We start from the raw sequence: 22,610 nt of genomic DNA, 5'->3' as shown, positions 1-22,610 counted from the left end.
GGGGATGCCGTGCTCGCCGAGGAACTCGACGGTGGCCAGGACGTCGGGGCCGGGGTGCCCGCCGGCCCGCCGGGGCGGCCCGGCCGCCCAGCTGCGACACGTCCCCCGCCAGGTCCGCGAACAACTGGGTGTCCGTCACCCGCAGTTCGGGTCCGAACAGGGTGGAGAGCGCGGGGCGCGGGCGGTCCGTCTGGAGGGCCACCACCTCCCGCAGCACGCCCGTCAGCTGCTCCGCCATCTCCGTCGCCGACGCGAACCGCCGCGCCGGGTCCGGGTCGGTCGCCCGGACCAGCAGCCGGTAGAAGGACTCGTACCGCTGGAAGACCTCGATGTGGCCGGGGTCGGGCAGGCTGTCCGCGAAGACGTTCGTGTAGCCCTGGAAGTCGAAGGTCAGCACCGCCAGCGTGCGCGCCACCGTGTAGAGGTCGGAGGCGACGGACGGCCCGGCCTCCGCGACCTCGGGCGCCTGGTACCCCACCGTGCCGTAGATCGCGCTCTCGTCGTCGTCCATCCTGCGGACCGCGCCCATGTCGATGAGCTTCAGCTGGTCCTGCTGCTGGATGGCGTTGTCGACCTTGAAGTCGCAGTACAGCAGGTTGCGGCTGTGCAGGTGTCCCAGCGCCTCCAGTGCCTCGATGCCGTACGCGCACGCCTGCTCGACCGGCAGCGGATCGCGCCGGCCCGTCGCGCCGCGGCGCTCGTTGGCGATCTCCTTGAGGGACTTCCCGCCGACGTACTCCATGACGATGTAGCCGTCCAGGGAGCCGGTGCGCTGGTCGAGGTGCTCGACGAAGTTGTAGATGCGGACGATGTTGGAGTGCTCGATCTCGGCGAGGAAGCGCCGCTCCGAGATCGCCGCCGCCATCGCGTCCTGGTCGCCCGTGTCGAGCAGGCCCTTGAGCACGACCCACCGGTCCGAGACCGCGCGGTCGACCGCGAGGTAGACCCAGCCGAGACCGCCGTGCGCCAGGCAGCCCATGACCTCGTACTGGCCGTGCACGATGTCGCCCGCGCCCAGCTTGGGCACGAAGGAGTACGGGTGCCCGCACTTGGTGCAGAACCCCTCGGTGCGCCCGGTCCGCTCCCCGCGCGAACGCCCCACCGGAGCACCGCAGTCGGAGCGCGAGCAGAACCGCTTGCGCTCCGGGACCTCCGGGTTCTCCATCACCGCGGACCGCGGATCGGGGCGCGGCACCTCCGGCACGGAGACCAGGCCCGCGCCCAGCCGGTTGCGCCCGGACGAACCCGTCGGCGTACCGGAACTGCGGGCCGAGACCGACCGGGACGCGGCGGTGCCCGGCAGGGAACGGGAGAGGCGGCCGGAGACCGGGCGGCGCGAGGTGGAGGACCGCGACGAGCGGGAGGAGGCGCGGGCCGAGGGCCGGGAGCCGCTCCGGGCGGACGTGCTGCCGCGTCCGCCGGCCGCGATCCCGGTCGGCGGCGAGGACAGCAGGCCGGACGGCGAGACGACCGGTGCGAGTCCGCACGTGTCGCAGTACGTCTCGCCGCCGCCCATGTCCTCGTACGATCCCGCGCATTCGGGGCGCTGACACTCGCTCACGGTGTTCTCCCCCTGTGGTCCGTGCGGTCCGTGGGACCGGACTGCCGCGGAACCAGCAGCTCCGCCGCCGCCTGCTGATACCGCAGCACCGCCTGCTCGGCGACGCGCAGGTCGCACGGCGCGCTCCACAGCATCCGGCGGGCCGCGTCGTACCGCTCGATCAGCAGCGGGTCCTCCGCCATGCCGTGGCGGGCGACCTTCGCCCGGTACGCGTCGAGCCGGCCGCGCAGCTCCGCGCGGACCGCCAGCGGCGCGGTGACCGCGGTCAGCGACTCGCGCGCCCGCAGCAGTTCGTCCTCGGCCTCGCGCTCCAGGGACTCCAGGAGCGGCGACAGCCGGTGCCACTGGGCGTGCCTGCGGTAGTCGGCCGCCAGCGCCAGCCGCTCCTGGAGCGCGGTGGGCGGGCCGCCGACCGCGGGCACCTCGGAGGCGGCGATCTTCGCCAGCACCTCGCCGCGCGCCGACCTGGCCTCCGTCAGCGTGCGGTCCGCGCGCGAGAGCACGTCGCGCAGCCGTACCAGCCGCTGCTCGGCGTCCTGCCGTACGGTCAGCACCGCCTCGATCTCGCGCCTGACGTCCTCCAGCGCGCGGGCGGCCCGGTCGTAGCGCTCGGTGTCGGGCCGGCCGCCGCCCGGCGCCGAACTCCCCATTCCCGGGCGCCAGAAGGCGAGCGGGTCGGTCACCACCTGGGCGCGCAGTATCGCCAGCTCGTGGGTGATCGACTCCAGGTCGTCGCCCGAGGGGTGCTCGCCCGGCCGTACGCCGACGGAGTGGGCCAGCGAACGGGTGCGCTGGAGCTCCGCCGCCAGGAGGTCGATCCGGGCGGGCAGCGCGGACCACACCGCGTCCGCGGTGACGATCATGTCGAGCGAGTGGGCGTACAGATCGTTCATCCGGGACACCAGCGCCGCCAGCGTGAACCGCTCGGAGAGCTTCGCGGGTCCCGTGATCCCGGTGACCGGCGGTGCGGACGGCGTCGCCGACGACTGGGCGGCGGCAGCCACCGCGCCGCCCGCCACCGCGCCGCCCGCGACGGTCACGCTCTCGCCGCGCAGTACGTCGGTCAGCTCGGCCAGGTCCTCGCGGCTGGGCCAGCGCCGCCTCGCCCGCAGCTCACGGGCGCCGCGCAGGGCGGCGGTGTACGCGTCGAAGTACGACCACAGCAGCGCTATCGCCTGCTCGGCGGCGGCCCAGCGGTCCTTCGTGACGCCCGTCAGCTCGGCGCCTTCGAGCAGCCTGCGGCCCGCGTGGTCCTGCAGCGCGAGGAGCGAGCTCTCGATCGCCTCGTACTCCGCGCCGAGCCGCGCCAGCGCACGGTCCACCTCGTCCCGGTCCATCACCGGCCCGGTGGCACCCGCCACGCCCATCGATCACCTCTCCGCTCTTCCGCTGCTCCGTGTGGTCGTGCCAGGAGTCACTGCCCAGGAATCGGCCGGGTCAATTGTCCCGGTACTTCGGTTCCGGCGGTTTCCTGATGCCGGGCAGGTCCTCCTTCAGCCATTTGCCGTACGCCCGCATCCACGGCCCGCTGTCGCCGCCCCTGCGGTAGTCGTCGAGCACCCGGTTGATCCGGCGCACCAGGTCGTCGTTGCCGAGCTTCGTCGCGACGCCGTAGAACTCCCGGGTGAACGGCTCGCCCTTCAGTTCGACCGCCGGGTCCTGCGCGGCCTGCCCGGCCGCCAGGGCGTTGTCCGTCACCACCGCGTCCACCTCGCCGAGCTGGAGCCGCACCAGGCAGTCGAGCTGGCTGGAGACGGTGAAGCCCTCGAACCTGGCGCCGAACGACTTCGCGGCCAGCGCGTCGTACGCCGTGGAGCCCTTCGCCGTGCAGACCCTCTTGCCGGCGAGCGACTCGTCGTAGCCCTCGACCGCCGACTCCTCGGGGGCCAGCACCTGCTGTCCCGCCTGGAAGTAGGCGGTGGAGAAGGCGACGTCCTTGATCCGGGCGCAGTTGACCGTCATCGTCCTGACGACGACGTCGACCCTGTCCTCCTGGAGGGCGAGGATGCGCTGGTTGGTCGGTATCGCGCGGTAGGTGACCTTGTCCGGGTCGCCGAGTATGTCCTCGGCTATGGCGCGCACGAGGTCGATGTCGAAGCCTTCGAGGTCGCCGGTGGCCGGATTGAGGTAGCCCCAGCGGAAGCTGTTCTGGTCGACGCCCGCGATCAGCCTGCCCCGCTCCTTGATCTTCTCGATCGCCGGACCGTCCTCGTCCGAGGGCCGCAGACTGCGCTCCGGTTCCTCGCAGGTGTCCGCCCGCGCGGCGGACGCCCGCGTCAGGTCCGGCTCCGCCGCCCCCGCTCCGCCGTCCCCGGCGCCGTGGGAGAGCGGCAGCAGCGTCACCGCGGCCGTCAGCGCGCAGGCCGCGGCCATCCCGGCCACCCCGCCCCAGCCGCGCAGTCTGCTGCCCCCGCGGCCGGCCCCGGGGCCGGCCGTGCCGTCGGTCCCGGCCCCGGTCCCGCTGCCCGCCTCGGCCACCGCGCCTCCTCCCACCCCAGTCACCTGTACTCCGAAAGCCTGCGCCCGATGCCGAGCACCGCACCCGTCGCGCCGAGCACCGCCAGGGCCGCGGCGCCCAGCGGCAGCCCGGTGAGCGCGCCGCGCCCGCTCCCGGCGGCCCGGGTGAACTCCGCCTGCTCGTGGGCGAGCGCCTTCTCCAGCGACGCGTCGACCGCGTTGAAGGAGGCGCCCGTGGAGCCCTCGTCCCCGATGACCTTCTCCAGGGCGCCTTCGTAGTCGCCGCCGTCGTCGGCCGCGCGCGCGGCCGCGTGCCGCTCGCGCCACTCCTCGGTCTTCGTGGCCGCCTGCGCCACCGGGCCCCTGCCCCGGGGGTCGTCGGCGAGCTCGCGCGCCTGTCCGAGGCGCCGGCCGAGCACCTTCATGCCGTTCGCGTACTGCGATTCGTAGAGGTCGCGCTTGCCGTCCTCGGCCAGTACGGCGCCGCGCGCGACCAGGGTGAGATTCTCGTTGGCGCGCGCGTTCAGCGAGTGGATGCGCGCGTCGTTGAGCACTTCGAGCGACTCCTGGCCGTGCGCCATGGCGTCCTCCAGTGCGGACCGCGCCAGGGCGTGCCCGGCGCCGAGCCACAGCAGGACGACGGCCGAGGCGGCACTCGCGGCCAGCAGTCCGAGGTTGAACACCCGGTTCGTACGCCGGTAGTTGCGCCGCTGGGCCCAGAACAGGCCGCCCAGCGCCAGGACTCCGAGTGCGAGTGCGGCGAACGGCCATGCCCGGGCGTCGTCGTAGTCGTCCCCGAGCCGGCCGGTCTCCGCCGTGTAGAGCCGCTCGGCGGCGGGCAGCAGCTCGGTGGTCATGCGCTCGTTCGCGTACCGCAGATAGGCGCCGCCCAGGGGCAGGCCGAGGCGGTTGTTGGCACGGGCGCGCTCCACCAGGCCGGTGTACTGCGGGAGTTGGCTGTTGAGCGTGGCGATCTCGCGTCCGGAGGCGCTGGTGCTGTCCGTGCCGGCCGCGGCTTTCACGAGCAGCGCCGAAGCGGTCGAGATGTCCTTCTCGTACCGTTCGCGCACGTCCTGCGGTTCCTGCGCCCCCGCCAGGAAACCGCTCGCCGCGGCGGAGTCGGCGTCCGCCAGCGAGCGGTAGATGCTCGCGGCGTCCGCGCTCAGGCGCTGACTGCGGGTCACCACGTCGTCGGCGGCCGCCGTGCGGTCCGAGATCTCCCAGGCCGTCACCGCTCCGAACGCCACGACGAGCGCGGCCACGAAGGCGCCGATGACACGCAGCCGGCCGGGCTCGGTCGTCGCCGCGGCGCGCAGCCGGGCCACGCCCTCCGACCACGCGGTGTTCCGCGCGGGCGGCTGCGCTTCGTGCCCGCTCGACGGGTGTGCCACGTGACCTCCCCCTCGGTCATGGACGGCCTGTCGCCTCCCGGTGCGTCGGGGGGACGGTGCCCGGCAAGCAGTATGGCCGCAGGCACCCGTATCCACACCAGGATTGACTGGATCTTGCGCCGATCAAGGTCCCGCCCGTTCCGATCCCCCCACCATGTATACGCGGCGTAGATCTGTTCGGTTCCCGTACGGCGGCCCGGGGCCCGCCCCGGCTTCCGGGAGGGGCGCGGCGGGAGCGCGCCGCGGGCGACCGCACTCCCGCCGCGCCCCCGCCGCCCCCGGGCCCGCCCCCGCTCACGCGTAATGCGCCCGCAGGCGCTCGTGCGCCTCCGCCGGGGCCGCCGTACGGTCCAGGCCCAGCAGCGCCGCGCCCAGCACCGGCGGCGCCGTCACCACGCGCAGGACCGCCTTCGGGGCCCGTTCGGACATGAGGGCCGCGATGCGGTCGTCCAGCTCCGGATGGCGCGCCGCCAGCACGCTGCCGCCCAGCAGCACCGGCGCCTCCTCGTCGAGCAGCCCCAGGCGTCCGAGTGCCACCGTCGACATCACGACGACCTCCTCGGCCTGGCGGTGCACGATCGACCGGGCGACCCGGTCCCCCCGCGCGCCGACGGCGAAGAGCACGGGCGCCAGTTCGTGCCGGCGGGCAGGCGCGATGCGCCCCAGGTGCAGCGCCTCGATCAGCGCGTACATCGAGTCCAGGCCGAAGTGCGCCGGAAGGGCGTGCGCCAGCTCCGTGGGCTCGCCCCGGCCGTCCTCCGCCCGCGCCGCGCACCACAGGGCCTCCTCCGCCAGGCCCCCGCCGCCGCCCCAGTCGCCGGAGAGCCGGCCGATCGCGGGGAAGCGGGCGGTGCGGCCGTCGGGAAGCATGCCGACGCAGTTGATGCCCGCACCGCAGACCACCGCGACACCGCGCGGCTCGTCGGCCCCCGCCCGGAGCACGGCGAAGGTGTCGTTGCGGACCTCCGTCGTACGGCCCCACCCCCGCGCGTGGACGGCGGCCCCCAACTCCTCCTCCTCGACCGGGAGATCGGCGTTGGCGAGGCAGGCGGAGACGTGCTCGGCGGCCGTCGCGCCCGCCTCCTCCAGCGCCCGGCCCACCACCTCCGCCAGCGCGTCGACCGCCGGCCCGGCCCCGGTCACCGGCGGCTGGAAGCCGCCGCCGCGCGCGGCCGACAGGACCGAACCGTCCGGCCCGACCACCGCCACGTCCGTCTTGCTGTTGCCCGCGTCGATGGCGATCACGGCTGCGGTCACGCCCACGTCAGGTGCTCCCGGTTGTGTGCGATCAGGCGGTCGGTGAGCCCCTCGGCGTACTCGAACTGGCCGATCAGGGGGTGGGCGAGCAGCGCCCTGAAGACGCGCTCCCGGCCGCCGTGCAGCGCCGCTTCCAGGGCCAGGTCCTCGTACGCCGTCACGTTCGCGACGAGCCCCGCGTACAGCGGGTCCAGCTCCGGCACGGCCAGCGGCGTGGCGCCCGTCCGGCCGACCCGGGCCTGGACCTCGATGACCGCGTCGTCCGCGAGGAAGGGCAGCGTGCCGTTGTTGTACGTGTTGACGACCTGCACGGGGCTGCCGCCGTCGCCCAGCAGCGCCGCCGCCAGGTCCACCGCCGCCTCCGAGTAGAAGGCGCCGCCGCGCCGGGCGAGCAGCGCCGGCTTCTCGTCGAGCGCCGGATCGCCGTACAGGGCGAGGAGTTCCTTCTCCATCGCCGCCACCTCCGCCGCCCGCGACGGCTTGGTGCCCAGCTCCCTGACGACCTCGTCGTGCGCGTAGAAGTAGCGCAGGTAGTAGGAGGGGACGACACCGAGGCGGTCGAGCACCGCGCGCGGCAGGCGCAGGTCCCCGGCGATCGCGTCGCCGTGCCCGGCGAGCAGCTCCGGCAGCACGTCCTCGCCCCCGGGGCCGCCGAGGCGTACGCCCGTCTCCCAGGTGAGGTGGTTGAGACCGACGTGGTCCAGGTGTACGTCGGCGGGCGCCACCTCCAGCAGCTTCGCGAACTTCCGCTGGAAGCCGATCGCGACGTTGCACAGGCCGACGGCCTTGTGGCCGGCCCGGAGCAGCGCCCGCGTGACGATGCCGACCGGGTTGGTGAAGTCGATGATCCAGGCGTCCGGGTTCGCGCGGCGCACCCGCTCGGCGATGTCCAGGACGACCGGGACCGTACGCAGCGCCTTGGCGAGGCCGCCCGCGCCCGTCGTCTCCTGTCCGACGCAGCCGCACTCCAGCGGCCACGTCTCGTCCTGGTTGCGGGCGGCCTGTCCGCCGACGCGGAGCTGGAGCAGCACCGCGTCGGCGTCCGCCACGCCCGCGTCGAGGTCGGAGGTGGTCGTGATGCGCCCCGGGTGGCCCTGCTTGGCGAAGATGCGGCGGGCGAGCCCGCCCACCAGGCCGAGGCGGTCGGCGGCCGGGTCGACGAGGACGAGCTCCTCGACCGGCAGGGTGCCGTGCAGACGGGCGAAACCGTCGATCAATTCGGGGGTGTAGGTGGAACCGCCACCCACTACTGCGAGCTTCATGCCAGTCCTCGTCATCAGCCCTTCGCTCCGGTCGGTGTGACGCCTTCGACGAACGCCTCGGGGGCGAGGAGGAAGACGACGGTCACAGGGGCCGCGCCCGGGACGGTCGCGGCCATGGTCGGGTTCCGGTCGGTGTGGTGCGCGCCGTGAACGACGCGAGCCCGTACGGGAGCGGCCGGGCGGCCGGGTTCCCGCAGGCGTGGACCCGCGGTCCGAAGCGGTCGCTGGTCGTTCCAGGCGTGGAAGAGGGGGACTAGCGGAAGGTGGTGTCGAAGACCTCGTCGCGCGTGGTGGCGAGGGCGCTCTCCAGCGCCCCGCGCAGTACGGGCTGCTCCTGTACGGAGCCGACGGCGAGCCGGGGCCGCGGCGCGGCCAGCTCGGCCAGTTCCGCCTGGACCAGCGCGCGCAGCGGTTCGCCGCCGGCGACGAGGACCCCGCCGGACAGCACGATCAGTTCGGGGTCGAGGACCGCGACCATGGAGGCGAGGCCGGTCGCGATCCCGGTCGCGAAGGACCGGAGGAGCTCCCGGTACGGTCCGCCGGCCGCCCGGGACGCCTCGCCGATCAGCGCGATCGCCTCATCGGTGTACGTCGCCCCGGGCGGCACCGCGATGCCGAGCTCCCGGGCCAGCCGGGGCACGGCCTGCCCGCCCGCCAGCTCCTGGAAGCCGCCGGAGTTGGCCCTGGTCACCCGGCGTACGAGCGGGGAGCCCGGCACCGGCATGAACCCGACCTCGCCGGCGCCACCGGTCCAGCCGCGGTGCAGCTGCCCGCCGATCACCAGCGCCGCGCCGAGGCCGCCGTGGTTCCACAGCAGTACGAAGTCCTGATGGCCCCGGGCCGCGCCCAGGCGCTGCTCGGCGACGGCGGCCAGGTTCACGTCGTTCTCGTACTCGACGGGCAGGGGCAGCGCGGCCGCCAGGTCGTCGAGGAGGGCGGGGGAGTGCCAGCCGGGGAGGTGGGAGGCGTACCGCAGCCGTCCGGTGCCGGGGTCGAAGGCGCCCGGGGTGCCGATGACGACCCGGTGCACGTCGGACCGTACGAGCCCGGCGGCCTTCACCGCGCCGTCGAGCGCCTCGGTCACCTGGCGCACGACGGACTCGGCGCGGCCCGGCGGGGTCGGCAGTTCGAACACGCCGGCGGTCTCACCGGTGATGTCCGCCACGGCGGCGCGGATGCGCCGGGGCGTCACGTCGAGGCCGGCGACGTGCGCGGCCCGCGCGTTGACCGCGTACAGCTGCGCGTTCGGCCCCGGGCGTCCCTCGGTCGTACCGGTGGCGACGACGAGGCCGGCGGTCTCCAGGCGGACGAGCAGCTGGGACGCGGTGGGCTTGGAGAGACCGGTGAGCTTGCCGATCTTCGTGCGGGAGAGGGGGCCGTGCTCCAGGAGCAGGTCGAGCGCGGCACGGTCGTTCATCGCGCGCAGGACGCGCGGCGTCCCCGGTGTTCCGGCCACGGCACAGCACCCGCCCTTCGGTCGCCCGCTCTCCCGACACCACTGTAAGGAAAGTTTCCTGTCCGGTGCGGTGACCGTAGGGCGCGCGCACGCCGGGCGTCAAGGGGGCCCGCCACGCACAGCGCCCCCGCGGCAGCCGAAGCGTTGCCCGCGGGGGCACTGGACGGACGTACGGAATCGCCCGGCGTTACTTGGAGAGGTTCGTGGCCGGCGGGATCGGAGACGCGGCGAGGGACTGCGGGGACGTCGGACTGGCCAGCGCGGACGGCGCCGACATGCCCGCCGTCGAATCGGCCGGCACCTCCTCCTGGCCGAGCGGCACCGGGCCGCCGACGATCCGGATCCCCGCCCGGTCGAAGGCCTGCTTGATGCGCCAGCGCAGTTCCCGCTCCACCCCGAGCGCCTTGCCCGGCATCGTCTTCGCGGAGAGCCGCACCACCATCGAGTCCAGCAGCACCGAGTCCAGGCCCAGCACCTCGACCGGGCCCCACAGCAGCTCGTTCCACGGCTCGGCCTTGGCGAACTCCTCGGAGGTCTTGACGATGACCTCCCGCACCCGGTCCAGGTCCTCGGAGGGGCGCACCTGGACGTCGACCCCGGCCGTGGCCCAGCCCTGGCTGAGGTTGCCGATCCGCTTGATCTCGCCGTTGCGGACGTACCAGATCTCACCGTTCTCGCCGCGCAGCTTCGTCACGCGCAGGCCGACCTCGATCACCTCGCCCGAGGCGACACCCGCGTCGATGCTGTCCCCGACGCCGTACTGGTCCTCCAGGATCATGAAGACGCCGGAGAGGAAGTCGGTGACGAGGTTGCGCGCGCCGAAACCGAGTGCCACACCGGCCACACCCGCCGAGGCGAGCAGCGGCGCCAGGTTGATGTTGAGCGCGCCGAGCACCATCAGGGCGGCCGTACCGAGGATCAGGAACGACGCGACGGACCGCAGGACGGACCCGATCGCCTCCGAGCGCTGGCGGCGCCGCTCGGCGTTCACCAGGAGGCCGCCGAGCGCGGTGCCCTCGACCGCCTGGGCGCTGCGGTTCATGCGGGCTATCAGCTTGGTGAGCGAGCGGCGGATGACCGTACGCAGCACGGCGGCGATCACGACGATCAGCAGGATGCGCAGGCCCACGCTCAGCCAGGTGGACCAGTTCTCCTCGACCCAGCTCGCGGCGTTGGTCGCCTGCTGCGCGGCCTCGTCGAGGGTGACCGGTTCGGATGTCGGATCGGCGGCCGACACAGCGGACCACAGCACGGCGGGGACCTCCAGGCGGAAGACAGGGGGGGACCAACCACACTAACGGGGCATCCCGCTTGGTCCGGCGCCTTGTTCGAGGGAGAGACAAGACTCACCAGGGCATGAAGACCGGGAAAGCCGTGTGGTCGAAAACACTCCGAGCCCGTTACCCGGACGTGGTGGCGCTTCGACCAGGCATGAGGAGAGACTGAGAGCAGATCGTCCCGGCGCGAGCCACGCGCCGCCGGCGTTATAGGAGGCATCCGTGCCGCATGTCCTGGTCCTCAACGCGTCGTACGAGCCGCTCGGCGTCGTACCGCTCCGCCGCGCGCTCGTCCTCGTCCTGGAGAACAAGGCTGTCTGCCTCGAGGAATCCGGCGCCTTCATGCACAGTGCGACCCGCGCCGTCCCGGCCCCCAGCGTCGTCCGGCTGAAACGGTTCGTGCGGGTCCCCTACCGGGGCCCCGTCCCTCTCACCCGCCGTGCGCTCTTCGCCAGGGACGGCGGGCGCTGCATGTACTGCGGTGGCGTCGCAACCAGCGTCGACCACGTCGTTCCGCGCAGTCGCGGGGGACAGCACGCCTGGGAGAACGTCGTGGCGGCCTGCCGCCGCTGCAACCACGTCAAGGCCGACCGGCACCTCATGGAGCTCGGCTGGCGCCTGCGCCACCAGCCCGCCCCGCCGTCCGGGCTGGCCTGGCGGATCATCGGGACCGGGCACCGGGATCCGCGGTGGCTGCCGTACTTGCAGCCGTTCGGCGCGGACGACGCGCTGGCCCGGATCGACGGCGTCTCCGCCTGAGGACCCGGGCCTTCGCCGTTCCCCCGGGGGCGGGGACGGGGACGGAGTCCCGGTCCGGGAAGGGGCGGGGCGGGGGAAGCACCGCAGGGCCCCCGCCCCCGGCCGCTATCCCGCGGGGGCCTCGTCCGCCGGGTCCGCCTTCGCGGGGGGCTCGTCCACCGCGTACGCCTCCACCGCGAACAGCGAGTAGCCGTACGGCAGCGCCCGCTCGTCGCACTGCACCCGCACGAACCGGGCGCCCTTCGCGTCCATCCGCACCGCCTCGTGCCCGCCGCGCCCGTCCCTGACGGTCGCCGCCGTGCGCCAGGTGCGGCCGTCCTCGGACACCTGGACGCGGTACTTCTTCGCGTACGCCTCCTGCCAGTGCAGTACGACCTGGCCCAGCCGCACCGGCTCCGCCAGCTCGGCCTGCCACCACGCGGAGGGTCCCACCGGCGACGTCCAGCGCGTGGCCGGGTCGCCGTCGGCCGCGTTCGGCGCGAGGAAGTCGGCGGTCTCGTCGCCGGACGACGACACCCCGACACCCGCGCCGCGCACCAGATCCGGCCCGGCCGTGCGCGGGAAGGCGCGCACGGTCAGGACGCTGTCCTGGCCGTCGAAGGCGACCGGGATCCGGTACTCGCCCGAGGGGACGGCCTTGTCGACCGTGATGTCCAGGGGAACGGCGGTGGACGTGCCGCGCGGCACCGTCGTCTCCCGCGGGGCCTTCACCCCGATGCCCTTGGGCGGCGCGGCCGTCAGCCGGCCGCGCACCTCCTCGGGGCGCTGCCCGGTCAGCCGCACCGTGACGCGCTGCGGCTTCCCGCCGATCTCCGCGTCCGTCTCGCTGCGCTCCAGGCGCAGCCCGGCGCGCGGTTCGTCCGCGAACCACGGCACCACACGGTGCACCACGGGCGCGCCGCCGCCCGCGTTCCAGGACAGGCGCACAGCGTCCACGCGCGCGCCCTTGGCGTTTGTCTGTGTCCAGCCGCTGCCGGAGAGGGTGCCGACGCGCCGCCAGCCCTGGCCCTGGACATGGGCCTCGACGGCCGCGCCCTCGCCCGTGCCCGGCTCGGTCATGGCGGTCAGCGCCTCGACGGGACGCGGCCTGTCGAGGGTCACGGTGTACGAGCCGGCGCTCTCGGAGACGCTGCCCGCCTTGCGGTCCGCGCCGGTCCAGGCGTCCGCCGCCCTGGCGGCCTTCGCCACGAAGGAGTCGAGCACGCCCTTGCCGACGGTGACCCGGCTCGCCTTGAGGGAGCCGCGCAGCGCGTCCAGGTCGAGCGAGGCGCGCCACGCGGCCGGGCCGTCGCCGCGCGCCTGCGCCTGGAGCAGGTCGACGGACACCTCACCCGCCTCGCCGTAGCGCGCCAACTGCTCGGTCCACGGCCGTACTTCGTCGTCGAATGCGCCGCCCGCCGGACTCCGGAGCTGCCGGGGGGCCTCGCGCATCGCCGTGAAGGCGGCGCGCAGCCGCTTCGCCGCGACGTCCCGTACGCCCGCGTCGGTGGACGTGCGCGACCGCCAGAAGCTCTCGACGAGCGGACGCAGGTACGCCGACTCCTCGCCGCCCAGGACGGAGGAGGCGTCGTTCCCGGCCAGCGCCCGCAGGGCCTCGCGGGCCGGGCCGTCGCCGTCCGCCAGGTCGTCGATCGCCGCCTTCCAGGACTCCTGCGGCTGGTAACCGCGCGGGTTCCAGGCGTAGTCGGCGGCCGTGAACAGCGGGATGCGGGAGGCGGAGGGCTGCTCCATGGCGTTGGCGAGGAGAGCGGCGGAGCCGGTCGCGACGGCGGGCTCCCGGCCCGTGTAGGGGCCGAGGAAGATACGGTCCTGCGCGTAGTCGTTGACCGGATAGTTGTCCATGGTGACCAGCGGGTGCCGGAACGCGGCCCGCGCTCCCGCCAGTTCGCGCCCGGTGATCGTCTTCGGCACGACGCCGACGCCCGTCCACGCGACCTGCACCCCGCCGTCCAGCCGCTCGGCGAGCGCCTGCCGGTAGTCGGTGTCGCCCTCCTGGTAGAACTCCGTCGGCATCACGGACAGCGGCTCGGACCCCGGGTGCCGCTCCGCCAGGTGCTTCGCCACCGCGTTGGCCACCCGCGCGTGCGCCTTCGCCGCCGCCTCCGGGCCCGAGCCGAAGGCGCGCACGTCCGCGTCGCAGTGCCACTCGCTGTAGCTGACGTCCTGGAACTGGAGCTGGAAGGAGCGCACCCCGAGCGCCCACATCGCGTCGAACTTGCGGTTCAGCGCCTTGATGTCGTCGTCGGACGACATGCACATCGCCTGCCCGGGGGCCACGGCCCAGCCGAGCGTCACATGGCTGCTGCGGGCCCGTTCGGCGAGCGCGCGGAAGTCGGCGCGCCGGTCCGCCGGGTACGGTTCGCGCCAGCGGGCCTGGCGGTACGGGTCGTCGCCGGGCGCGTAGAGGTACCGGTTCTGCTTGGTACGGGCCATGAAGTCGATCTGGGCCAGGCGCTGTCCGCGCGTCCACGGCTGCCCGTAGAAGCCCTCGGTCATGCCGCGCACCGCTGTCCCGGGCCAGTCGTGGATCACGGCCCCGGCTATCTGCTTGACGTCCTTGCCGCCCGGGGCGGCCGTCACCAGCTGACGCAGCGTCTGGGCGGCGTGGAAGAGGCCGTCGTCGCCGACGCCGTCGAGCGCGACCGTCTCGCGGCCTTCGACGAGACCGACGGCGATCCGGTATCCCCCGGACGGCAGATCGGCGCGTTGGGGCGCGCGCAGGGCGCGCAGCGCGTCCTGCGCGCCGGTGCCGCCCGCCCGTACGACCAGACCGCGCGCGGGCAGCGGCTCGCCGGGCCCGACGCTGTACAGCGTCTGCACCCCCGCGCCGCGCAGCAGCTCTTCGACGGCCCGCACGGCGTACGGATCGGACCCCGGCTCCGTGACGAGCACCGCCTCCCGGCCCACCCGCACCGGCTGCCCGGCCGCCCGTATCGACTGCGGACGCGGCCACACGGCGGGCAGGGCGGTGCCGTTCTCGCGGTCCTGCGTCGTGGCCGCGGGCGTGGCGGGCGCTGTGGGGTCGGGGTCGGAAGGGGCGGCGAACGCGCCGTGCGCGCCACCGAGCAGCCCGCCAATGACGGCGACCGCGACGGCGGTCGCGCCTCTCCTGCGCCCGAACTGCACGGCCGTCTCCTCAGTCGCGTCAGCTTCTCCTGTGGGCCCAGAGCCCACCACCCGTCCGCCCGGGTGTCAATTTTCATACAGAGAAGCGAGTGTGACGCGGGACACGTTGATGGAATGTATACGTCTGCGGCCCTGCCCATTGGGTAGGGCTGCTGTGTCCGCACAGTCCACCGTAGGGAGGCCCCTGTGGCCGCCGCACAGCTTCTCCTTTCCGCCCTGTCCAAACCGGTGCCGTCCCCCCGCACCGGCCTCGACGCCGGATTCCCGCTCGACGCGGGATTCGCCGAGCCGCTGCTCACCACCGAGCCGCCCCTGACCAGCGAGCCCCCGATGGCCGACGCCGCGCCGCTCACCAGCGAGCCCCCGATGGCCGACGCCGCCCCCCTGACCAGCGAACCGACAGCCCACGGCACGGCATCGGGCACGGAGCCCACGGGGGTCTAGATGGGCCTAGCCCGGCTCGCGGCCCTGCACGGCGTCGCCACGTCCTACCAGCCATCGGCGCACCGCACGCTCCAGGTCCCCGACGACACGGTGATCGCCGTGCTGGCGGCCCTGGGCGTCGACGCGCGTACGCCCGAGGCGGTGCGTACGGCCCTCGAAACCCACGAGGCCGCCGCCCGCCGTCTGCTGCCCACCACGGTGGTGTCCTGGGCGGGCGAGGACGGCCCGCAGCCGCCGCCCGCCCTCGCGGGCCTGCCCGCGGGCACCGTGCTGCGCGTCGAGACGGAACAGGGTCCGGCGGTGGAGTGGGGGTCCCCGCCCCCGGATCCGTCCCAGGCCCCTTCGTCCCATGCCCTTCCGTCCCATGCCCTTCCGTCCCATGCCCTTCCGTCTCCGGGCCCGCAGAGCCCGCCCGGGGCCCCGCCGCGCGAGGAAGAAGAGGAAGCGGCCGGCCCCGTTCCCGCCCCCGGAGCCGTCGCGCCGCCGTCCGTCGCGGGCGAGGGGTGGCGGCAGCTGCCTCTCGGAGTGCACCGGCTGTCGGCGCGCACACCGGACGGGACGGAGGACGCCGCCACGCTCGTCGTCGCGCCCGGCCGGGTCCCGCAGCAGCCCGGCCGCACCTACGGGCTCCTCGTCCAGCTCTACTCCCTCCTGTCCCGGCGCTCCTGGGGCATGGGCGACCTCGGTGACCTCGCCGAGCTCGCCGCCTGGTCCGGGCGCTCCCTCGGCGTCGGATTCGTGCAGATCAACCCGCTGCACGCGGCCGTTCCCGGTGCGCCCACCGACCCGTCGCCGTACCGCCCCTCCTCGCGCCGCTTCCCCGACCCCGTGCACCTGAGGGTCGAGGACGTTCCCGAGTACGCCCATGTCCCGGCGGGGGACCGGGCGCGCCTCGACGGGCTGCTGGAGCGGGCCGAGGCCCTGCGCGACGGCGTCCTGAACAAGGGCGGGCTGATCGACCGCGACGCGGTGTGGGAGCTCAAGAAGGAAGCCCTGGAGCTGGTGCGGCCCGTCCCGCTCGGCCCCGGCCGCCGCGCCGCCTACTGCGACTTCCTGGCCGAGCAGGGCACGGCCCTGGAGGACCACGCCACCTGGTGCGCGCTCACCGAGGTGCACGGCTCCGACTGGCACGCCTGGCCGGCCGAACTGCGCGACGACCCGCGCTCCGCCGCCGTCGCGCGCGCCCGGGACGAGCTGTACGACCGCGTCGACCTGTACTGCTGGCTGGCCTGGCTCACCGACTGTCAGCTGGCGGCGGCCCAGCACGCCGCCCGCGAGGCGGGCATGCCCGTCGGCATCGTCCACGACCTGGCCGTCGGTGTGCACCCCGGCGGCGCCGACGCCTGGGCGCAGCAGGACGCCTACGCGCGCGGCATGTCGGTCGGCGCCCCGCCGGACGCCTTCAACGCGCTCGGCCAGGACTGGGGACTGCCCCCGTGGCGCCCCGACGCCCTGGCCGCCGCCGCGTACGCCCCCTTCCGCGGCCTGCTGCGCGGGCTCCTGCGCAACGCGGGCGCCCTGCGCATCGACCACGTCATGGGGCTGTTCCGGCTCTGGTGGGTCCCGGAGGGCCGCCCGCCGACGGACGGGACGTACGTCAGGTACGACGCGGACGCGATGCTCGCCGTACTCGCCCTGGAGGCCCACCTGGCGGGCGCGAGCGTCATAGGGGAGGACCTGGGCACGGTCGAACCGGGTGTGCGGGACGCCCTCGCCGAGCGCGGTGTGTCCGGCACGTCGGTGCTGTGGTTCGAGCGCGACTGGGCCGGTACGGGCGAACCGCTGCCCCCGGAGGCCTGGCGCGAGCACTGCCTGGCCACCGCCACCACCCACGACCTGCCGTCCACCGCCGCCCGCCTGACGGGCGAGCACGTCGCGCTGCGCCACCGGCTCGGCCTGCTCACCCGGCCCCTGGCGGACGAGCGGGCCGAGGCGTCCGTCGAGATCGCCGACTGGCTGTCGTACCTGGCCAGGCTCGGTCTGCTGCCGGAGGGCACGGGCGACGAGGAGGGCGGGATCCGCGCCGTCTACCGCTTCCTGCTGCGCACCCCGGCCCGGATGGTCGGCATCTGGCTGCCGGACGCGGTGGGCGACCGGCGGCCGCAGAACCTGCCCGGCACCTGGGACCAGTACCCCAACTGGCGTCTGCCGGTCGCCGACGCCGAAGGGCGCCCCGTCACCCTGGAGGAACTCGCCGCGTCACCCCGCCTGCACGACCTGATCGACGTCTTCCGGACCCGTGCGGCGCCCTCGGCACCCCCTGCGGAACCCCCTATGGCACCCCCGGGCGCGCGGCCCGCTTAGGCGTTCGCTACGTTTGCACCGTGGACAAGAAGAACGCCCTGCGCGCCGGCGCCGTCGCGGCCGGTACGACGCTGATGATGCTGCTCATGTCGTCCCCCGCGCTCGCGCTCACCCGCGACGACGGCGACGACCCGGGTCCCGGCCTGAGTGTGGCCGAGACGCTCGGCCTGTATGTCGTGGCCCCGATCGCGCTGTTCGCGGTGATCACGGGTCTCGTCATGGTGCTGGACAAGTCCAAGAAGCAGGTCTGACGGCAGACCTGACGGCGCTCCTGACGGCAGACCTGACAGCAGCGGTCCTGCCGGCGGGCACGGCTTTCTGATTTCCGAGTCGTACCGAGGGCGTCCTCGTCCGTACCGCGATCCGCGTACGGACGAGGACGCCCTCGACGTGTTTGCGTACGGGGCCGTACGGCAGGTTCCGTACGGCGTGTTCCCCTACGGCGGGCTACGTCCGGGCCGATCCGGCGAGCAGCCGCCGCAGCAGTTCCTGGAGCTGCTCGACCTGCTCCTCGCCGAGCCCTTCGAGCGCCTCGTGCTGGATCTCCAGACCGGCCACCACCGCCTCGTCGACGAGCGCGAGACCGCGCTCGGAGAGCGTCACTCGCAGTCCGCGCCGGTCGTGCGGATCGGGGCTGCGGCTCAGCAGCCCGGCCCGCTCCAGCTTGTCGAGCCGGCCCGTCATCCCGCCGGTGGTGAGCATCAGCGTCGCGGAGAGCTGGCGCGGCGAGAGGGTGTACGGCTCACCGGAGCGGCGCAGCGTCGCGAGGACGTCGAACTCGCCGCGTGAGACCCCGAACCGGGCGTACACCTTCTCGATGCGGTCGCCCATGGTGCGTGCGATCCGGTAGACGCGGCCGAAGACGGCCATCGGGGCGGTGTCGAGTTCGGGGCGCACCTCGGCCCACTGGGCGGTGATGGCGTCGACGGGGTCCTTGGTCGTCATGTCCGCAGTATCGGCAGAGTTCCGGTCGGCCGCAAGAAAGTTGCTTGACGGAAAGTAGCTTGAAAGTAAGCTACTTTCCGTCAACCTACTTTGAGGGGTGAGCGTGACGAACCGCGCCGGAACCATCGCTCTGACCGCGCTCGCGCCCGTCTCCTGGGGCTCGACGTACGCCATCACCACGGAATTCCTGCCGCCCGACCGGCCGCTCTTCACCGGTCTGATGCGCGCCCTGCCCGCCGGGCTCGTGCTGCTCGCGATCGCCAGGACGCTGCCGCGCGGCGCCTGGTGGGGGAAGGCGGCCGTGCTCGGGGCGCTGAACATCGGGGCGTTCTTCCCGCTGCTCTTCCTCTCCGCGTACCGGCTGCCCGGCGGCATGGCGGCGGTCTTCGGTTCGCTCGGGCCGCTGTGGGTGGCGGGGCTCGCGGTGCTGCTGCTCAGCGAGAAGCCGACCGTGCGCACCCTGCTGACCGGGATCGCGGCGGCGCTCGGCGTGAGCCTGGTGGTGCTGCGCGCCACCGCCGCGCTGGACACGGCCGGCGTGCTGGCGGCGCTCGCCTCCTCCGCCTCGATGGCGGCCGGGACCGTACTGACCAAGCGCTGGGGGCGGCCCGAGGGGGTGGGCCCGCTGGTCATGACCGGCTGGCAGCTCACCGCGGGCGGACTGCTGATCGCGCCCGTCGCGCTCCTGGCGGAGGGCGCGCCGCCGGCGCTGGACGGGCGGGCCGTCGCCGGTTACCTCTATCTGGCGCTGGTCAACACGGCGGTCGCGTACTGGCTGTGGTTCCGCGGCATCGGCCGGCTCACCGCGACCTCCGTGACCTTCCTCGGCCCGCTGTCGCCGCTGAGCGCGGCGGTCATCGGCTGGGCGGCGCTGGGGGAGGCGCTGACGCCGGTGCAGCTCCTGGGGATGGCGATCGCGTTCGGGGCGACGCTGCTGGGCCAGAGGGGGGCGGCCAAGCCCAAATCGTTCAGTTCAGCTGAAGGGAATGATCGGAAAGATTCGATGGACCTGATGGATGGGGTGCTGCGACGGTAGGTCCCGGACGCAACCGAGGCTCCCGGCGGGGGAGCGGAGCGAGGGGATACCAGTGGCAGTCCAGGACCGTGTCCGTACCGGCGGCGAACCGACGGCCGGGAAGGCGGAGAAGGCGTCGGCCGTCGGCCTCGTCCTCGCCGCCGTCGCGACGGTCGTCTGGTCCGGCAGCTTCGTCACCTCCCGCGCCCTCCACGACTCCGTCCCGCCCGTGCAGGCCGCCTTCTGGCGCTGGATCGTGGCGATCGTCGCCGTGGCCCCCTTCGCGGTCCGCGAGGCGTGGCGCCAACGAGAGCTGCTCCGGCGCCACCTGGGGTTCCTCACCCTCGCCTCACTCCTCGGCGTCACCGTCTACAACACCCTCGTCAACCAGGCCGGGCTCTCCACCTCCGCGGGCAACATGGGCATGATCATGGCGGCCTCGCCGGTCCTGATGGCCGTCTGCGAACGCCTGGGCGGCGCCCGCCTCGGCGCCCGCCGCACCACCGGGATGCTGGTCGCCTGCGCCGGAGTGCTGCTCCTGGTCAGCAAGGGCTCGCTCGCCCCGGACTTCGCCACCGGCGATCTGTGGATGCTCGCGGCGGCGGTCTGCTTCGGCTCGTACAGCGCGCTGCTGCGCCGCAAACCGGCCGGGATCGGCGGACTCGCCTTCCTGTTCAGTACGTTCGTGCTCGGCGCGCTGATGCTGGCGCCGGCGTACGCCGTCAGCCTCGCCCTCCAGGGCGGTTTCGAGCCGACGGCCGGAACGGCAGGGCCGCTGGTCTACGTCGGCGTCTTCTCGTCCGCCGTCGCCTTCTTCGCCTGGAACAGGGCGATCGCGCTGATCGGCGCGGCGCGGGCGGGCGTCGTCTACTACCTCCAGCCGGTGTGCGTGGCTCTGCTCTCCTTCGCTCTGCTGGGTGAGGCGACGGGACCGATGCAGATCCTGTGCATGGCGCTGATCCTGGGCGGCGTGATGCTCGGGGCGAGCCGGGGCCGGTGACGGGCGGGGGCCGGTGACGGGCCGGGATAGATTCCGTCCCATGATCGAGTGGGACATCAAGAAGCTGCGGATCCTGCGGACCCTGCGCGACCGGGGGACCGTGACCGCGACGGCCGAGGCGTTGCTGATGACGCCGTCGGCCGTTTCGCAGCAGCTGTCCAACCTCGGCAAGCAGCTCGGCGTACCGCTGCTGGAGGCGCACGGGCGGCGGGTGCGCCTCACCGACGCGGCCCACCTGGTCCTGCGTCACGCGGAGGCGGTCTTCGCCCAACTGGAGCAGGCCGACGCCGAGTTGACGGGGTACGTGCGCGGGGAGGCGGGAGAGGTACGGATCGGGGCGTTCTCGACGGCCGTGCCGGCGCTGGTCGTACCGGCGGTGCAGCGGCTCCGTACGACACATCCCGCGCTGGAGGTACGGGTCAGGGAGGCCGAGGCCGCCGAGGCGTACGAACTCCTGGCGAGCGGGGCGGTCGACCTGGCGCTGTCGCTGGCGGCGCACGCCCCTACCGCCCGCGACCCCCAGCTTGCCCGCTTCCCGCTGCTGGCCGACCCGCTGGACGTGGCGCTCCCGGCCGGGCATCCGCTGGCGGCGGCGCCGGGCCTGCGGCTGGCGGACCTGTCGGGCGAGCCGTGGATCTTCGGCGGGAGCGGGCCGTGGTCGGAGATCACCCGCCACGCGTGCGAGGCGGCGGGCTTCGTGCCGGAGCAGGCGCACAGCGCCGCCGGCTGGACGGCGATCCTGGCCATGGTCGAGGCGGGGATGGGGGTGGCCCTGATTCCGCGGATGGCGTCGGCGGAGCGGCGTACGGGGGTGGTCATGCGGGTCCTGAGCGCGGACCAGCCCCAGCGCCACGTGGTGGCGGCGGTACGCCGCGGAGCGGAGGCGGGCCCGGCGGTGGCCCGCGTGCTGTCGTCCCTGCGCGAGGTGGCGACGGCGCGGACGCCGTGACCGGGGCGGGGCCGCCTCCCGCCCCGTCCCGCGCTCCCTCCTCCCTCAACCGTTCAGCCCTGCTTCAAAGCTTGTCCAGAAACTTTCGATGGACCTGACCGGTCGTGGGCTGTGACAGTCGGAGCATGACGACGACCGACGCGCACCCCGAAGACCCGCACGCCAACGACGCCGCCCCCTACGGCGGAGGTGACCCGTACGCCGACTACCGGGGCGGGGACTTCCCCTTCACCGAGCTGGTCGACCTGGCCGACCGGCGCCTGGGAGCCGGTGTCATCGCCGCCAACGACGAGTTCTTCGCCGAGCGCGAGAACCTCCTCATCCGCGAGCGTGCCGTCTTCGACCCCGAGCACTTCGGCCACAAGGGCAAGATCATGGACGGCTGGGAGACCCGGCGCCGGCGCGGCACCGACGGGTCGCACCCCTTCCCGGCGCCCGACGACCACGACTGGGCCATCGTCCGCCTCGGCGCCCCCGGCGTCATCCGCGGCATCATCGTCGACACCGCCCACTTCCGCGGCAACTACCCGCAGCGCGTGAGCGTCCAGGCCACCGCGGTCGAGGGCTCGCCCAGCCCCGAGCAGCTCCTCGACCCCGAGGTGAAGTGGGAAGAGATCGTGGCCCCCACGCCCGTGCGCGGACACGCGGCCAACGGGTTCGAGATCACGAGCGAGCGGCGCTTCACCCACATCCGCCTGTGCCAGCACCCCGACGGCGGCGTCGCCCGCCTGCGCGTGCACGGCGAAGTCGTGCCCGACCCCCAGTGGCTGGACCTTCTCGGGACCGTCGACCTCGTCTCCGTACTCAACGGCGGTGTGTACGAGGACGCTTCCGACAAGTTCTACTCGTCGCCGACGCAGATCATCCTGCCGGGGACTTCGCGCAAGATGGACGACGGCTGGGAGAACCGCCGCCGCCGCGTCCGCGACACCAACGACTGGGTGCGCTTCCGCCTCGTCGCGCAGGGCGCCATTCGCGCCGTCGAGATCGACACGGCGTACCTCAAGGGCAACTCGGCCGGCTGGATCGCCCTGAGCGGGCGCAACGGCGAGAGCGGCGAGTGGTTCGAGATCATCCCGCGGACCAGGCTCCAGCCCGACACCCTGCACCGCTTCAAGCTCCCGGCCCAGGCCGTCGCCACCCACGTCCGCCTCGACGCCTTCCCCGACGGCGGCGTCGCCCGGATGCGGCTGCACGGGGCGCTCACCGAGCAGGGCGCGGCCGAGCTGCGGGCCCGCTACGAGGACGTGGCCGGCCGGTAGCCGGCTCCCGCCCACCAGATCCCCGCCCGGCGGACGGCAGCGGTACAGCGCCCGGCCCATCACCGTGGACCCCGACAACATGCCGGGCGGAAACGGCAACAAGCTCGTCAACAGCGATGCCACCGCCTGGAAGACCCACGGCACG

General features: G+C 73.9%; 18 protein-coding genes. 8 read left to right on the top strand and 10 right to left on the bottom strand.

Going from position 1 to position 22,610, the window contains the following annotated elements; all coding sequences use genetic code 11:
* The 8 genes from ACWD0Y_RS31170 to ACWD0Y_RS31135 form a co-directional block, all read right to left on the bottom strand.
* On the bottom strand, positions 1-1,516 hold a 1,516-nt coding region (locus tag ACWD0Y_RS31170; protein WP_450263650.1), incomplete at its 3' end, for a serine/threonine protein kinase.
* Positions 1,517-1,557: 41 nt separating this feature from the next.
* Positions 1,558-2,928 (bottom strand): hypothetical protein, encoded by a 1,371-nt coding sequence (locus ACWD0Y_RS31165; RefSeq protein ID WP_450263646.1) that lies wholly within the window; start codon positions 2,926-2,928, stop codon positions 1,558-1,560.
* A gap of 70 nt (positions 2,929-2,998) precedes the next feature.
* The gene (locus ACWD0Y_RS31160; protein ID WP_450263649.1) at positions 2,999-3,934 is read right to left on the bottom strand and encodes a glutamate ABC transporter substrate-binding protein; all 936 of its coding nucleotides are present in this window, start codon (positions 3,932-3,934) and stop codon (positions 2,999-3,001) included.
* Between the two features lie 125 nt (positions 3,935-4,059).
* Positions 4,060-5,343 carry a hypothetical protein gene (locus ACWD0Y_RS31155; protein WP_450263648.1) on the bottom strand — a complete coding sequence of 428 codons (1,284 nt, stop codon included), beginning with the start codon at positions 5,341-5,343 and terminating at the stop codon, positions 4,060-4,062.
* Positions 5,344-5,703: 360 nt separating this feature from the next.
* Positions 5,704-6,672, bottom strand: coding sequence for an N-acetylglucosamine kinase (locus tag ACWD0Y_RS31150; RefSeq protein ID WP_450263645.1), 969 nt, complete (start codon positions 6,670-6,672; stop codon positions 5,704-5,706).
* Positions 6,663-7,928 (bottom strand): 6-phospho-beta-glucosidase, encoded by a 1,266-nt coding sequence (locus ACWD0Y_RS31145; RefSeq protein WP_450263644.1) that lies wholly within the window; start codon positions 7,926-7,928, stop codon positions 6,663-6,665. The genes ACWD0Y_RS31150 and ACWD0Y_RS31145 overlap by 10 nt, the downstream gene beginning before the upstream one ends.
* Before the next feature lie 253 nt (positions 7,929-8,181).
* Complete coding sequence (locus tag ACWD0Y_RS31140) at positions 8,182-9,345, bottom strand: ROK family transcriptional regulator (protein WP_450263647.1); 1,164 nt, start codon at positions 9,343-9,345, stop codon at positions 8,182-8,184.
* A gap of 226 nt (positions 9,346-9,571) precedes the next feature.
* A complete protein-coding gene (locus ACWD0Y_RS31135; protein WP_450263643.1) occupies positions 9,572-10,636 on the bottom strand; it encodes a mechanosensitive ion channel family protein in 1,065 nt (354 codons plus the stop codon).
* Positions 10,637-10,883: 247 nt separating this feature from the next.
* Here ACWD0Y_RS31135 and ACWD0Y_RS31130 point away from each other — a divergent pair, with 247 nt between their 5' ends.
* Complete coding sequence (locus tag ACWD0Y_RS31130) at positions 10,884-11,420, top strand: HNH endonuclease (protein ID WP_450263642.1); 537 nt, start codon at positions 10,884-10,886, stop codon at positions 11,418-11,420.
* Between the two features lie 105 nt (positions 11,421-11,525).
* Here the strand turns inward: ACWD0Y_RS31130 and ACWD0Y_RS31125 are convergent, their stop codons facing one another.
* The gene (locus ACWD0Y_RS31125) at positions 11,526-14,546 is read right to left on the bottom strand and encodes a beta-N-acetylglucosaminidase domain-containing protein (protein ID WP_450263641.1); all 3,021 of its coding nucleotides are present in this window, start codon (positions 14,544-14,546) and stop codon (positions 11,526-11,528) included.
* 186 nt (positions 14,547-14,732) lie between these two features.
* Here ACWD0Y_RS31125 and ACWD0Y_RS31120 point away from each other — a divergent pair, with 186 nt between their 5' ends.
* Genes ACWD0Y_RS31120 through ACWD0Y_RS31110 form a run of 3 tightly spaced genes read left to right on the top strand, consistent with a single transcriptional unit; the run spans position 14,733 to position 17,545 of the window.
* Positions 14,733-14,990, top strand: coding sequence for a hypothetical protein (locus tag ACWD0Y_RS31120; RefSeq protein ID WP_093800818.1), 258 nt, complete (start codon positions 14,733-14,735; stop codon positions 14,988-14,990).
* On the top strand, positions 14,991-17,294 hold the full coding sequence (gene malQ / locus ACWD0Y_RS31115; protein WP_450263640.1) for a 4-alpha-glucanotransferase: 2,304 nt from the start codon (positions 14,991-14,993) through the stop codon (positions 17,292-17,294).
* A 20-nt stretch (positions 17,295-17,314) separates the two neighbouring features.
* Positions 17,315-17,545, top strand: coding sequence for a hypothetical protein (locus ACWD0Y_RS31110; RefSeq protein ID WP_450263639.1), 231 nt, complete (start codon positions 17,315-17,317; stop codon positions 17,543-17,545).
* 196 nt (positions 17,546-17,741) lie between these two features.
* Here ACWD0Y_RS31110 and ACWD0Y_RS31105 read toward each other — a convergent pair whose 3' ends face one another.
* Positions 17,742-18,239: a MarR family winged helix-turn-helix transcriptional regulator gene (locus ACWD0Y_RS31105; protein WP_450263638.1), complete on the bottom strand. Its 498-nt coding sequence runs from the start codon at positions 18,237-18,239 to the stop codon at positions 17,742-17,744.
* A gap of 103 nt (positions 18,240-18,342) precedes the next feature.
* Here ACWD0Y_RS31105 and ACWD0Y_RS31100 point away from each other — a divergent pair, with 103 nt between their 5' ends.
* The 4 genes from ACWD0Y_RS31100 to alc all read left to right on the top strand — a co-directional run bounded on the left by ACWD0Y_RS31100 (position 18,343) and on the right by alc (position 22,465).
* Positions 18,343-19,275: an EamA family transporter gene (locus ACWD0Y_RS31100; protein WP_450263637.1), complete on the top strand. Its 933-nt coding sequence runs from the start codon at positions 18,343-18,345 to the stop codon at positions 19,273-19,275.
* Positions 19,276-19,327: 52 nt separating this feature from the next.
* The gene (locus ACWD0Y_RS31095) at positions 19,328-20,254 is read left to right on the top strand and encodes a DMT family transporter (protein ID WP_450263636.1); all 927 of its coding nucleotides are present in this window, start codon (positions 19,328-19,330) and stop codon (positions 20,252-20,254) included.
* Between the two features lie 40 nt (positions 20,255-20,294).
* The gene (locus ACWD0Y_RS31090; RefSeq protein ID WP_450263635.1) at positions 20,295-21,203 is read left to right on the top strand and encodes a LysR family transcriptional regulator; all 909 of its coding nucleotides are present in this window, start codon (positions 20,295-20,297) and stop codon (positions 21,201-21,203) included.
* Between the two features lie 125 nt (positions 21,204-21,328).
* Positions 21,329-22,465 (top strand): allantoicase, encoded by a 1,137-nt coding sequence (alc, locus tag ACWD0Y_RS31085; RefSeq protein ID WP_450263634.1) that lies wholly within the window; start codon positions 21,329-21,331, stop codon positions 22,463-22,465.
* Positions 22,466-22,610 lie beyond the last annotated feature (145 nt).

This window comes from Streptomyces altiplanensis, assembly GCF_053591575.1.
This window is presented reverse-complemented; position numbering and strand designations above follow the sequence as displayed.